This window comes from Planctellipticum variicoloris (assembly GCF_030622045.1).
Classification (GTDB): Bacteria; Planctomycetota; Planctomycetia; order Planctomycetales; family Planctomycetaceae; genus Planctellipticum; species Planctellipticum variicoloris.
In genome coordinates this window covers 4,524,778-4,538,542 of the sequence record NZ_CP130886.1, presented here as the reverse complement: position 1 = coordinate 4,538,542, position 13,765 = coordinate 4,524,778, and the positions used below count along the sequence as shown (strand labels likewise).

The window sequence follows — 13,765 nt, the reverse complement described above, 5'->3', positions numbered from 1 at the left end:
CGTGAAGGGCGTTAAACCATCATCGAAGTCATAGTCAGGAACCGGTCCGCGAGGTCATGATCTCCGTCAATTCGAATCACTGGCAGTAGCTGTCGCACCTTCGCTGTTGACCGACGTTTGGTCACCAGTCTCCAAAGATCAAGTGCCGACAGAGTGACTGTCGCGTGAGGCGTTCTGCGCGCTGACGGAACCTGCTGCCAGCCATCCGAAGTCCGTTCGAGATGCCACGTCCCGCCGGCTTCTCCAGTGACATCAATGGCCAGCGTGCTGCCGTCGGCCGCGTCGAAATCCTGATACGTCCATGGCAGCGCCCTGAGAAAAGTCTCCAGGCACGGATTCATCAGTCGGCGTTCAACAATCGTGCTCTCGCGTCCCGTCGCCTCAAAAATCTGCTGGGTGTGGTGCCACTTCTCGGTGAATTCGCGAGCGACGTCCATCCAGTTCGGCGAGTGGAGCTCACCAGCCCAGGCGACCGGAAAGATCGCCGTGCCCCACGGGTCGAGCGATTGAAACAGGGCTGCCACGCCGGCATCAGCCCATTCGATCAATTCAATGAGAACTTGCGGACTAAGCCGACGAGTCGCCCGGTCCCAGTCGGCGTTCAGACGATTCAGGAATTCGACCAGCGATTCCTCATCCCGCAAGCCGTCATTGCGGTCTGGCGACCTGTATCGATCCCGTTGCATGGACAGCCGGCGGAGACTTCCATCAAGGAGATGGCTCGCGACATCCTTGACCATCCGCCGGGAACTGCTGGTGGGCAGATGCCATTCTGCCGGTTCGAGGGAACGCAGGAGCTCCAGCAACCGATCGCTGATCGTTGGAAACAGGTCGGCCACAAGGATCGGCGGCAGAGGAGGATTGGTGGGCATCGAAACAGCCTCGAACGGAAACGTCAGGTCGGTGGAATGGCGGTTCGCGCTTCACCAATCGCCCGCTGTGTGCGAACCTGCTCGTAGGAATGAGTGTCGTCGATCACAGACGAAATCCCATTGCAGGACAACTTCAAAACCGCAGAGGTTCGCCATGCCCCGAGTCCGCTGCTGGCAGGTCGATGCCTTTACCGACCGCCCCTTTGCCGGAAATCCCGCCGCCGTCTGCTGGCTGGACGACGCCGCTCCTGCCGACTGGATGCAGTCGGTTGCCGCCGAAATGAATCTTTCCGAAACCGCGTTTGTCCGGCCCCTCGGCGAAGACCTCGAACTCCGCTGGTTCACGCCGACCGTCGAAGTCGACCTCTGTGGCCACGCCACGCTGGCGACCGCCCACGCCCTCTGGTCCTCCGGGACGGCCCCCGCAGATCGCCAGCTCCGATTTCATACGAAGAGCGGACTCCTGACCTGCGACCGGGCCGGAGAATTCCTCGAACTCAACTTCCCGGCTCTGCCGGCCGCCGAAGCTCCCCCCAGCCCCGGCGTGCTGGAGGCGCTGGGAGTTCGCGATCCGCTGTTCGTCGGAAAGACACGCTTCGACCACCTCGTGGTGCTCGACTCGCCCGCCGCGGTCAAGTCCGTCCGACCCGATTTCCGCCGACTGGGCGAAGTTCCCACGCGAGGCGTGATCGTCACGGCCAGATCCGATGGCGCTCCGTATGACTTCGTCTCCCGTTTCTTCGCGCCGGCGGTCGGCGTCGACGAGGACCCGGTCTGCGGCTCCGCCCACTGCTGCCTCGCCCCCTACTGGGCCGAGCAACTCGGGAAAACCGAACTGCTGGCCCACCAGATCTCGACCCGCGGCGGCGTCCTCCGCCTGAAGCCCCAGGGAGACCGCGTCATCCTCGGCGGCCAGGCCGTCACCGTCTGGCAGGGTGAACTCCTCTGAGGGTAGGGCCGGCTCTGCCGGCCATTCTTGATCCTTTTCCTCGTTCCCAGGCTCCGCCTGGGAACGCCCGTCTTTCGAGGCTCCGCCTCGCTCTGGCCCGACTTCCTCAGTCCCAGTCCGCTGGGCAGGCTCCCACCTGCCGAACTGCAGCTCCGCTCTCAACAAGCCAGTCCTGACCAGTCCCTTCCGTGCCTCTGCCATACGACCGCATCGGCTTCATTCGCGTCCATTCGTGCAATTCGTGGTTGATTCGCTTTCGTGTCCGCTCCGCGGTCAATCCTCTTTCGCCGAAACGCGAACAGGCGAAGCCGCACTGCGACTCCGCCCGTTCTCTCTCAGAAGTTCCGCGTTCAGCCACTGGCCCAACCGGGCTGAATCGACTCCCTCGCCACTTGACGCATGTGGGCTGATTTGTCTTTTGTCGTCATCTTCGTCGACGCTCAACCCTCAACGCTCAACGAATCTGCAACGGACAACCTGCCATCAGTCAAATCTCGTTCAGACGCTTACGGCAGGATGACCGCGTCGATCACGTGAATCACGCCGTTCGACGTCTCGATGTCGGTCTTCACGACGTTCGCCCCGTCGACCATGACCTTCCCGCCCTTGACGGTGATCTTGGCGGCCTTCCCCTGAACGGTCTTCGCTTCCTTCAGCTTGACGACGTCGGCGGCCATCACTTTGCCCGCGACGACATGGTATGTGAGGATCGAAACCAGCTTCGCCTTGTTCTCCGGCTTCAGCAGGTCTTCGACCGTGCCGGCCGGCAGCTTAGCGAAAGCCTCATCCGTCGGCGCGAAAACGGTGAACGGGCCCTTGCCCTTGAGCGTGTCGATCAGATCGGCGGCCTTCAGGGCCGCAGCGAGCGTCTTGAAGCTGCCCGCGGCGACCGCGGTATCGATGATATCCTTCTTCTCAGGCGCTGCCGCCACCGCGACCGCCGCGACAAGGGCCACGGCCGGCTGGTGGTAGGCGACAGTCTGCGTCTGACGCATCGCCTTCCGCGAGTTCTGGCGGCACTTGCCGGCTTCGGCGGAGCTGGCGGACAGACTGACGACGGCGGCGACAGCCGCAACTGCAATCCAACGTTGATGGAGCATGATAAACCCTTTCGCGGCGCTCGGCCGCCTGATGTCTACGTTTGTCGGGGAGGAGAAACCGCACGTTCTCACCGGTGAGTTTCAGCAGATTTCTAGGCGCAAGATGTGACTCGACCACTCCCCGTCGAGGATCTTTTTTCGCCGGCGACATTTCGTGCACTGACGTTCTGTCCCGTCTTAATGAAATACACCCCACGCATAGGTTGCGGTAAAGCCACCAAACAACACCGTCAGCAGGTGATACCCGGCTCGCAGCCACCAGGTCGTCAGATGCGGACCCGTAGCGAGAAACGGCTGAAGTCCCAGCCGGACTCCCCAGAACAGCAGGCCGTACGCGCAGAACGACCGAGACAGCGGACTCCCTTCGGCGAGCTCTTCCGCACAGCTCAGGCAGATAACGCCAAGGCTCATAATCGACAGCACGATATAGCCGCCATAGATCCAGAAGAGTTGCCGCAGCAACGGCGGCAGCCCGGCAAGCTGAATTCGCCAGTCGAGCTGAATTGGCACCAGGGCCGAGGCGACCAGTACGCAAAGCTGCCCGGCCCCGGTCCAGAAGATTGCATCGGCAAGTGTCATGTTGCGGCTCCCAGGGCCTGCAGGAAAGAAACGATCACGTTGACGGCAAACGGGCGGTGAAACAGCAGCGGGACCGGGAGCAGCAGGACGGTTGCCGTGAACAACCATCCGCGTATGCCGCGACCGAGGCCGAGTCGCTGCCCCCGTCGGCTGCGCTCGCAGGTGATGCCTGCGCTCTGCAGCAAGAAATAGAGGGTTGGGAGTCCCCAACCGCCGCCGGCCGGCAGCGAGATCACCAGATCATGGACAAGGCCGCTCAGGGCAAATCCCGCCCAGAGTGCGCCGGTTGCTCCCAGCCGCGGCAGCAGCGGACGAAACACGAAGCGGTGAGTTAGGTCGCGAAAGGCCCGGTTCCACCGCCGGCCCCAGAACTCGCTGAGGCTGGTGGAGGCGACCGGCCAGTCCATCAGCGGAGCTGCGTTGATGCCTGCGCATCGCCAGACGCACGACAGCAGGTGAAACAGTCCGAAGTGCAGCGTCAGCACAAGACCGACCATGCCGATCCAGCCGAGGAGGTACGGATCGCAGTCGGACAGGAACTCGGAATTGAAAAATAAAGTCAGCAGTCCAAGAGAGAGCTTGGTAGCCGCGAAGCCCCATTCTGCCAGTGACGGGCGGACGACGACCGCTGGGGATAGGCGCAGGAATGCGCCAGCGTCCATTCCGGGCCAGGCCAGCAGATACGCAGCGTGTTTCCAGGCCGGCACGTGCGTCGTCGGGGACGTCTGCCAGCTCAACCACTTCAACAGTGCGTAGACGGCGACTGCGATCATCCACATGACCAGCCACCGCGGCCAGACGACGCTGATTATTGGCTCCGAAAACGAAGTCGCACCGGTCACGGATTCTCTCCAGTCCGATTGCTCGGTTCTGAAGAGCTAACCGCAGCCGGTGCGTTCGATTAACTCACTCGGTATGTGGAATGCCTCTCAGCCCCCCTCAATCACCCGCAGCACCCTCCGGTCGGTATGTGTCCGGCCGAAATCATCCGTCGCCCGGACCTCAATCGAATGCGTCCCCGCATCCACGCCGGCCGGCAGCAGCCCCTTCCACAGATGCGACGACGCCTTCGGCTTCGACATCGGTCGCCAGGGCGGGGGGGCCTTCGCTTCTTTCGCCCGATTCAGAATCGCCTCTTCGCGCTCATACGTCCGCTGCAGCTTCGGATCGATTTCCCGCGTGTGCGCCATCGCCTGCCACGGTCCTGACCCGACGCGGAACTCCACCTTTGACTTCTCGGAACCGTTGAAAAAGTTCACGAACACCGGCGTCTCGGCGACTTGCGCCACCGCGATCTCTTCCGGGGCGTCGATCTCCATCTGGTGATCCGCCGGGCGACCGGCGGCGAAGAAGTCGAGTTTGTAGTCCGTGCCGTCGAAGGAGATGATCGAATACCCGTTCGGCGCGCCGTCGGCCATCGTGGTGTGCGGAATGCCGCGTTCGTCGGGGGCCCCCGTCCACCAGCTTCCGCAGACGGTCACGTTGATGATGTGGTGATGCGGCTTCGGCCCCTTCCAGCCGTCCTTGTCGGTGATCCACAGGTGCTCGTGATGGTGCGTGTGCCCCGAGATTGAAATGCAGAACGGCCGCTCTTCGATCAGCCGGTACAGCCCGTGCCGGTCGTCGACTTCGTTGAGCGGGATATGCATCATCAGTACGACGAGCTGATTAGCGGGAATCTGCTCCAGGTCGGTCTTGATGAACGCAATCTGCTCTTCGCCCAGCCCGCCGTGATAGCTTCCTTTGCCGGTCTTGCCATCGATCTCCCAGGCGATGTCGTCCAGCACCAGGAAATGCACCGGACCGTAGTCGAACGAGTAGTACGACGGTCCGTAAACCCGCTCGAACGTCTCGTTGGCGTGCTTGCGGGTCTTGGCGTCGTAGTTGATGTCGTGATTCCCGGCGACGTTGTACCAGGGAATCCCCAGCAGCGCGATCGTCTTGTTGAGCGGTTCCATCATCGCCAGATCATCGAAGACGATGTCCCCCAGCGTCACGCCGAACGACGCCTTCGTCCCCACCAGGTCTTCGACCACATCATGCGCAATATAGTCGACTTCCTTCTGATCCCGCGGCTGCGTGTCGCCGAACAGAATCGCCTCGAATTTCTCCGGCTCCGCCTGTGGATAGAGCGGGAAGTCGACCGATTCCGGCAACGGCCCGGTCGGCGCCACGCCCGGATGCTTCAGCGTTGGCGAACCGTGCGGCTTGTGGACGTAATAGAACCGCGGCAGGTTGTGCTCGCTCAACGGCGTCCGCCAGCCGCGCGGCTTGATCACGAACAGCGTCGTGTCGTCATCGATCGGCAGCTCGTACCGGCCGTTGGAGTCCGTGGTGACGATCTGGTGCCCGTTCGACACCCGGACGCCCGGCAGCGGTTTCTCTTCAGCGTCGAACTTCTGATTGTTGTTCGCGTCGTGAAACACGATCCCCCTGGCCCTCTGAGTGGCATTGGCGGCGATGCCCGCCGCCCCCCAGACCATCAGCCCCGCGCTGACACCGGCCAGCACCCACATTCCCATCCGACGATTCATAAAACCCTCTTCCACATTCACATTTGTAGGGTGAGTCGAGTCTTCGAGGCTCACCGCTTTTCTGATTTGTCCGGACCCGCCTGGGTGGCCGGGGTCGAGTCTTCGAGCCCCCGGACTTTCGCAACCTCGCTGGGGGACGGCCCGAGTTTCCGCGTCCTGACACCACAATTGCCGGCAGCTCGACAGCCGCTCGTCGGCGAGTCTAACCCCGCCCCATCGTCTCCGTCAGGGAGCCGCGGCCGATCTCATCGAAAGTTCATCGGCGGGATCGTAATCGCTGCGAACGGCCTGCGGGAACCGTCTGATCAGAAAATGTTGATGTGTGGTCTGGTCGACTGCCGCTTCGGACGTGTAAGATTGCATCGTCCCGCCGTCGATGTTGCGACGCCTCACCGACCGGACAACCCCGCCGCACAGAATGAGCACCCCGCCGATGAAGATGCACTCCACGAGCGAACCGTCATTCCCGCAATTACCCCCCCTCTCCCGCCGCCGGCTGCTGCAGCTTGGCATGCTCGGAACGGCCGGCTGCGGGCTGTCGTTGTCGCAGCTCCTGGCCGCGGAGCACGAAGCCGGCCAGTACGGCATCCGTGCGACCGCCGATAACTGCATCATGCTGTTCCTCGACGGCGGCCCCAGCCATCTCGACATGTGGGACATGAAGCCGCAGGCCCCGGACGGCATCCGCGGCGAGTTCAAGCCGATCAGCACCTCGCTCCCCGGCTACCAGATGAGCGAGCATCTCCCCCGAATGGCGCAGCTCGCCCACCGCTCGACCGTCGTCCGGTCGATGCATCACAGCGTGAACAACTCGCACGGGGCCGCGGTCTATACCGCGCTGACCGGCGTCGACCGGGGCGAAGTCGGCGGCCTCGCCTCTGCCACCGATCATCCCCACATGGGACCGGTCCTGGCAAAGCTCCGCCCCACGCCGCCGAATGTGCTGTCGCACGTCCATCTCCCCTACATCACGCAGGAAGGGGCCGGCAATCCGCCGCAGCCGGGGTTCTTCGCCGGCTTCATGGGCCGGTCGTACGATCCCCTGTTCGTTCTGAAGGACCCGAATGCGCCCGACTTCAAAGTCCCGGAACTGACGCTGGAGACCGACGTCTCCGCGGCCCGGCTGGCCCAGCGCCGATCACTGTTTTCGACGCTCGGTTCCCAGTTGCCGCTTCGCAAAGGTGAGTCCGGACCGGTCGAAATGACCGCCATGCAGGACCGCGCCATGGACCTCCTCTCCTCGGAAGCCTCGCAACGGGCCTTCCGGCTCAATGAAGAATCCGACGCCGACCGCGAACGCTACGGCCGCAATATCTACGGTCAGAGCACGCTGCTGGCCCGCCGGCTGATCGAAGCCGGCACCCGCGTCGTCACGGTCTCCTGGGCGCCCGACGCCAACGCCACCTGGGACACCCACGGCAGCAATTTTCAGAACCTCAAGACCACGCTCCTGCCGCAGCTCGACGCCGCCTGCAGCAGCCTGGTCACCGACCTCGACTCGCGCGGCCTCCTCGACCGGACCATCGTCGCGGTCTTCGGGGACTTCGGCCGCACGCCGCGGATCAACGCCAACAACGGCGGCCGCGACCACTGGAACTTCTGCTACAGCCTGCAGCTCTTCGGCGGCGGCTTCCGCCAGGGGCAGATCTACGGAACCAGCGACGAAACCGGCGCCTTCCCTGCCAGCAGCCCGCTCATCCCCGGCGACATCCTCTCGACAATGTACTACGCGCTCGGCATCCCCCCGCTGCACGAAGTCTACGACCAGCTCCACCGCCCGAACCGCGTCGTCCCCTCGGGCGAAGTCCAGCACGAACTCCTCGCGTAGGGCCGGGCGCGCCCGGCCGATCCGCGCTCAACGAGTGGCCGGCGCAGAAACGGCGAGTGGCCGGGGCTGGAGCGGCGGGTGGCCGGGGCTGGAGCGTCTTCGCGAAGCCCCGGTCTTCAACATCCACATCCAGGCAAGGCAGCGTGCACCAGCGGGCTCACGTGTGCCCTCGGCTGCTCGCCCGCCAGTAGCACACGTCTCTCGCCCCCATTCCGATGAGTCAGGCCGGCACTCGTTCCCAGGCACTGCTTGGGAACTCCCTCCTCCGAGGCTCTACCTCGCCCGTCTCAACGAATTGAACTCACGCCCTCAATCCCTCTCCCATCGCCATCAAACTCATCTCCGTGCCCTCTGTGGTTCCCTTTCCTCTTCCTCATTCGCGTCCATTCGTGAAATTCGTGGTCGTTCCTCGTCTCCGCCTTTCTCTTCTCCGCGTCCTCCGCGCCTCTGCGGTCAATCTTCCTTTCCGGCTCTCGACTCCTTTCGACATTCCGCCTTCCTCATTCGACATTTCCTCGAACTCTTTGTATCCCTCCGTGTCATCCCCTGTGCCCGCCCCCCGCAGGATGCGCCCCGCCATGCACGCCTTACTCATCCCCTTCGGCAGCGCCGGCGACGTCAACCCGTTTCTTGGCCTCGCCGCCGAACTCCAGCGCCGCGGCCACACGGTCACCGTCGCCACCAACGGCTACTTCGTCCCCAAGGCTCAGGCGCTCGGGCTCGAAACCGTGGAACTGGGAACCCGTGACGAATACCTGAATCTGCTCGACCATCCCGATATCTGGCATCCGACCCGCGCGACCGGGGCCGTCCTCGGCAATCATCTCATGCCCCGCGCCGTCCGCGAACAGTTTGAGCTCGTCCGGCAGCAGCAACTGGCTCATCCCGATCTCGTCGTCGTCGCCGGCTCGCTCGCTTTCGGCGCTATCACCGCCGGCGAAGCGCTCGGCGTACCGCTGGCCGTCCTGCATCTGCAACCCTCGTTGCTTCGCAGCGATGTCGATCCCCCGCTGCTGCCCGGCATGCCCTTCGGCTCCCGCACCCCCCGCTGGATGGTCCGCGTCATCTTCTGGATCGCTGACCACTTCATCATTGATCCGGCGCTCAACAAATCGGTCGGCCCGCTCCGCAAAGAACTCGGCCTCCCCCGTCAGCGACGCTACCTCAAGGGCTGGATTCACGGCACGGGCAAGACCATCGGCCTGTTCCCCGCCTGGTACGCCACCGCCCCCGACTGGCCCGCCAACTTCCTCCAGACCGGCTTCCCCCGCTTCGACGGAACGGTGGAACCCCTCTCGCCCGATCTGCAGAACTTCCTGGCAGCCGGCACGCCTCCGATTGCCGTCACCTTCGGCAGCGGCATGACGCAGGCCGGACCCTACTTCGCCGCGGCAGCGCAGGCCCTGGCCGCTCTCGGCCGTCGTGGAATTATCCTGACCCCATTCCGCCAGCAGGTTCCCGATCCGCTTCCCGCCGGCGTCATCCAGCAGGACTATGTCTCCCTGAAGGCCCTGCTGCCCCGCTGCGCCGCCCTGATCCATCACGGCGGCATCGGCACAACCTCGCAGGCCCTTGCCGCCGGCATCCCGCAACTCATCATGCCCCTGGCTCACGATCAGCCCGACAACGCCCACCGGATCGAACGCCTCGGCGTCGGCCTCGCGCTCCCGCCGAAGCAGTTCACCGCGACTCGGCTTGCGGCGCAGCTCCGCCGACTGCTGGACGTCCCCAAGGTGACTGAGGCCTGCCGCACCGTCGCCCGACACTTCGAGCACGACACCGCGATCGACGACACCATCCGTCAGATCGAAGCGACGGCCGGTCGCCAGACGCCTTGAGCTCTCGACCGCTCAGCGTCTCCCGGGCGGATCCAACCCGCGGTTCCCATAGTTGTCCGCGGAGCAATCGTCGCGTGGAGACTGCTTGTTCAAGTCGGTAGCGACTCCGTGCTCCGTCGCCGCCGCGCACTTGCCGCGTCCGGGTTTCCACCGATTCAGGCCGTCGAGCGGCAAGGGTTGTCCCGGAGATCGTGTCCAGATTAGCACGGTCATGCCAAAGTCAGTTCTGACCTTTGTGTGGAAAAGAATGACTTAGGGGGTTGTCTTGTCGCGAAACTCGTGGCATAGTCGCAACGTCATTTTCAGCGTTCTGCTGATGGCCGCTCGGCACTTCGTCTCATTCTCAGCTTCAGGAGTCCTCATCATGAAGAGATCGCGTCGTGGTTTTACGCTGATCGAGCTGCTGGTGGTCATCGCGATCATCGCCATTCTGATCGCCCTCCTGCTGCCGGCCGTTCAGCAGGCGCGCGAAGCCGCTCGCCGGACTCAGTGCCGCAACAACCTGAAACAGATCGGCCTTGCCCTGCACAACTACCATGACATCTACAACCACTTCCCGCCCGGCAGAGTTCGGAACTCCTTTGCCGCACCGGACGCGTGGTACAGCGGCAACATTGCGTGGCTGCCACGGCTGCTGCCGCAGGTTGACCAAGCCCCCCTTTACAATAAGATCAACTGGAACATGGGGCAGGGGACTTCTGGCACTGATGGCAATGGTGGCGTCAACGGAGCTTCGCCGAACGGTGCCCGCCGCCAGATTATCCCGGCATTTCGCTGCCCGTCCGATCCAGGCAACGGCCAGGTTCCCTGGCGGGATCCGTCCGGGAACTCCGTCGGAGGACATGCACCCGATGGCTCCTACGCCACGACGAATTACGCCGGCAGCGTCGGGCTGACAACTCGCTTGACTACGAATCCGCCAGGGCTGTTCGGCCAGAACACCAGGATTGGAATTCGGGACATCCTCGACGGCACATCCAATACGTTGGCCGTATCGGAGGTCGTCATCGGCTTCTACAAATTGAACACCAACGATTCAGGGAACAATACCGTCTGCACGGCCGGCAGCCAGGATACTAGCGGGAGCCGGCAGACGGGCGCCTCATGGTTCTACGCCTATTTTCCCCAGTCATCATTCTTCAACACCTACGTCGGTCCTAATAACAAGTTATCCTATGACTGCGGCGTCAACTCAGATCGCGCCAATGCTGCAGCCCGTAGCCTGCACACCGGCGGCGTCCACGCGCTCCTCTGTGACGGTGCCGTCAAGTTCATTAGCGAAAACATCAACCTGCAGACCTGGGGGAACCTCGGCAATCGCTCCGATGGAAATACGATTGGCGACTTCTGATTTCAAAACGTCTTCGATCCAACGATCCGAACGCCGGTCTCTTCCTGATCCAACGTGCAACCGAGCCAAGGACTGATGTCGTGCTGATCAAACGATTTCTGCTGCTGCTGGCCATTTCCGCCGTGCCGATCGTCCACGTCGGCTGCGGCGCCAGCGTTTCCGAAGGCGTCGCCGACGCGCCGGAACAACCCGAACCCGAAATGTCCGCGGATGAACGCAAGGCAGAAATGCAAGCTGCCCGCACTGCTGCGCAGTAGCGACCGGATTCGGCTGACGTGCACTTGAAGTCCGTATGCGAGGGCGCAGTCGAATTGTGCCTGCGTCCTCGCGATTCTGTCCGGCAATCGACCCGACCGCAGGCGCGAGATGGCCCGATCTCCGCCCCGACCACGATGGTGCAGCCAGCGGTCCCTCGCCAGTTCATCTTCATGTCGGGAATCGATGGCCTCTCCGCTTCGATCAACCAGGCTCGCCACGCCGTCGAAGCACCTTCTGTGGTCAACGGTCTGCTGCGCAGCGCTGATCGTTCTACTCGTCCAGCATCCCCTCTCCTCGCCCGACCTCTGGTGGCATCTGGCTCGCGGGAGAGAGGTGATTTCCGGAACGCTCTTCCCCGCGCACGCTCTGCTGACTCTCGATCTCGCCAACGAAGCCGACTGGTGCAGCGGCGTCCCGTTCTACGTCGTCTGGACCCTCGGCGGGATCGACGCGCTGTCCGCATTGCCGTTGCTGGCCGCTGCGCTGCTCGTCGGATTTGCCGCTCGCCCGATCCTCTCCGCTCACCGGCTCTGGCTGGCGATCATCGGCCTGCCGCTTCTGCTGTGGACCATCCGCGACGGCCTGGAGCCCGGGCCGCAATTGTTCGACCTGATCGGGATGCTGGCGTTATGGCGCGTGGTCAACTCGGATCTGTCCACACGCCATCGCCTGGCGGCAGTCTTCCTGACGTTCACCCTCTGGGCGAATCTCGGCCCCCGACCGATCTGGGGCCTGCTCTTCCTGCTGCTCGCCGACTGGACCCCGACGCCGCAAAGCCCTCCCGCCACACGCGCCGCGTCAAAGCGAGGTCGCAACGATCCACCTTGCGCCACTGCGCCGCGCCGTCTTATTCTCCCGCTGCTCCTTGCGGCGTTGCTGGGCGGCATGGTCACCCCGCGCGGATTGCTGACGTGGCGCGACTCCATCATTCTGTTCGCCCCGTCTTCCTTCGCGAACCTGACAACTTACGGCGAACCGGCTTGGTTCGGCAGTTTCCGGCGAGCCCCCTGGACATCCGCGGAACTGGCCTTCCTGCTGCTCTGGTTGACCTGGACCGGCCACCATCTCGTGCGATGGTCTACGGAGCTCCCGCCCGGCGGCGACATCCCGCCGCTCGATGCCTCACGCCCGCCGCTGCTTCAGACCGCCCTCTGCGCCGTGCCGCTCCTGGCCGCCCTCTTGTCTAAGGCCAATCTCCCGGCCTGCGGCCTGTGGATTCTGCTGGACGTGCTGCAGCAGGACGCCGAGCCATTGCCGAGTTCCGCCGAGATTCCCCATCACCGCTGGCGACGACTGGTCGCCCCCCTTACCGCCAGCGCCGTTGCGATGCTGGTGATCGTCGATGCCGCAGGTTATGGACTGCCGCCATATCGCCGGCTCGGCTGGGGGATCTCTCAGGAACTGAATCCACAACTGCTCGACCCCCAATTGTTGTCGGTTCGAGAAGCCCCGATGGTCGGCTGGTCGCCGGATGCTCGTTCCGTTGGCATCGTCACCTGGCTGGATGGGGACGTGAAGCTCGCCGACCATCCGCAACGGGCGCTGCTTGGCGGTCGTACTCAACTCCACGCCGCGTTCATCGAAGACCTCCTCGGATCCCATCGCGCCGGCTATCGACGCGATGATGGAACGTGGGGAGGCTGGGTGCGGCAGCTCGCCGACTGGAACGTCGAGCAACTCTTCGTCCCCGCCGAACAGCTCCCCCTGAATCTCGCCCTGCAGAGGACTCCGTGGAAACCCGCCGATCTCGACTCACCGACGATTCCCTACGTCTCGGGGCACAATCTTGACTTCTCGCAGTTCATTCTCGAAGCCATGCAGCAGCAGGCCTTCGTCGAAGTCGGACCCTGGCAGCCAACCGCGGAGATCTACGCCGCAGCCGGCTGGCGATCCGACCTCGTCGCACAGCTCGGCGGCGGCCCTGATCCCGCGCCGGCAATCCTGCAGTCGCAGCTCTTTCGATCCCTCGAACTCCCATTGGCAGCGCTCCGCGCTTTGCTGCCAGTCCGACAGCAGACGCAGCACTCGCAGCTCGACGACGAATTCTGGGCTTGTCAGAACGATCTGGTCTACCAGGAATGGAGCCTCTTCGGCGAAGCCAGCCACTTTCGCCGGCGCATCGCCTCCACGCTGAACCGCGATCCACCTCCTGCCGACAGTCCCCCCTGGCGGATGCCGAACGCCACTGACGAAGTAGACGCCGCCGAGGCCTGGACCCGTTGCATCGATCTCTACCTGCAGGGCCGCCTCTCCGAAGCGATCCACGAGCTGCCGCAGGAAACGTCCCAGCAGCAGTATGCGGCCGCCATGCTCTGGCTCGAACTCGGCGATTCCAACCGGGCCATCGAACTCTTAGATCGTTTACTCTCAACCAGTCAGGACCTGTCGCTGCTGATCGCCGCAAAATATTGGCGACAGGAACTGGAGCCGTTCGCCGGTCGATAAACCGGCATTTC

General features: G+C 63.6%; 11 protein-coding genes. 6 read left to right on the top strand and 5 right to left on the bottom strand.

Translation table 11 applies throughout. From position 1 onward, the window contains the following. Positions 1-11 precede the first annotated feature (11 nt). Positions 12-872, bottom strand: a complete 861-nt coding sequence (locus SH412_RS17665; RefSeq protein ID WP_336519333.1) for an SCP2 sterol-binding domain-containing protein — start codon at positions 870-872, stop codon at positions 12-14. 154 nt (positions 873-1,026) lie between these two features. Here SH412_RS17665 and SH412_RS17660 point away from each other — a divergent pair, with 154 nt between their 5' ends. Then, positions 1,027-1,821 carry a PhzF family phenazine biosynthesis protein gene (locus SH412_RS17660; protein ID WP_336519332.1) on the top strand — a complete coding sequence of 265 codons (795 nt, stop codon included), beginning with the start codon at positions 1,027-1,029 and terminating at the stop codon, positions 1,819-1,821. A 506-nt stretch (positions 1,822-2,327) separates the two neighbouring features. Here the strand turns inward: SH412_RS17660 and SH412_RS17655 are convergent. The 4 genes from SH412_RS17655 to SH412_RS17640 all read right to left on the bottom strand — a co-directional run bounded on the left by SH412_RS17655 (position 2,328) and on the right by SH412_RS17640 (position 6,034). Beyond that, positions 2,328-2,921: a fasciclin domain-containing protein gene (locus SH412_RS17655; protein WP_336519331.1), complete on the bottom strand. Its 594-nt coding sequence runs from the start codon at positions 2,919-2,921 to the stop codon at positions 2,328-2,330. A 177-nt stretch (positions 2,922-3,098) separates the two neighbouring features. Continuing rightward, a complete protein-coding gene (locus SH412_RS17650) occupies positions 3,099-3,500 on the bottom strand; it encodes a hypothetical protein (RefSeq protein ID WP_336519330.1) in 402 nt (133 codons plus the stop codon). Continuing rightward, positions 3,497-4,342 carry an MBOAT family protein gene (locus SH412_RS17645; RefSeq protein ID WP_336519329.1) on the bottom strand — a complete coding sequence of 282 codons (846 nt, stop codon included), beginning with the start codon at positions 4,340-4,342 and terminating at the stop codon, positions 3,497-3,499. The genes SH412_RS17650 and SH412_RS17645 overlap by 4 nt, the downstream gene beginning before the upstream one ends. Positions 4,343-4,429: 87 nt before the next feature. After that, complete coding sequence (locus SH412_RS17640) at positions 4,430-6,034, bottom strand: calcineurin-like phosphoesterase family protein (protein ID WP_336519328.1); 1,605 nt, start codon at positions 6,032-6,034, stop codon at positions 4,430-4,432. A gap of 433 nt (positions 6,035-6,467) precedes the next feature. Between SH412_RS17640 and SH412_RS17635 the strand changes: the two genes are divergently transcribed. The 5 genes from SH412_RS17635 (at position 6,468) to SH412_RS17615 (ending at position 13,754) form a co-directional block, all read left to right on the top strand. Then, on the top strand, positions 6,468-7,862 hold the full coding sequence (locus SH412_RS17635; RefSeq protein WP_336519327.1) for a DUF1501 domain-containing protein: 1,395 nt from the start codon (positions 6,468-6,470) through the stop codon (positions 7,860-7,862). Positions 7,863-8,440: 578 nt separating this feature from the next. After that, a complete protein-coding gene (locus tag SH412_RS17630) occupies positions 8,441-9,700 on the top strand; it encodes a glycosyltransferase (RefSeq protein ID WP_336519326.1) in 1,260 nt (419 codons plus the stop codon). A gap of 364 nt (positions 9,701-10,064) precedes the next feature. After that, positions 10,065-11,051: a DUF1559 domain-containing protein gene (locus SH412_RS17625; protein ID WP_336519325.1), complete on the top strand. Its 987-nt coding sequence runs from the start codon at positions 10,065-10,067 to the stop codon at positions 11,049-11,051. A gap of 80 nt (positions 11,052-11,131) precedes the next feature. Beyond that, on the top strand, positions 11,132-11,308 hold the full coding sequence (locus SH412_RS17620) for a hypothetical protein (RefSeq protein ID WP_336519324.1): 177 nt from the start codon (positions 11,132-11,134) through the stop codon (positions 11,306-11,308). A gap of 184 nt (positions 11,309-11,492) precedes the next feature. Continuing rightward, positions 11,493-13,754 carry a hypothetical protein gene (locus SH412_RS17615; protein ID WP_336519323.1) on the top strand — a complete coding sequence of 754 codons (2,262 nt, stop codon included), beginning with the start codon at positions 11,493-11,495 and terminating at the stop codon, positions 13,752-13,754. Positions 13,755-13,765: the final 11 nt, after the last annotated feature.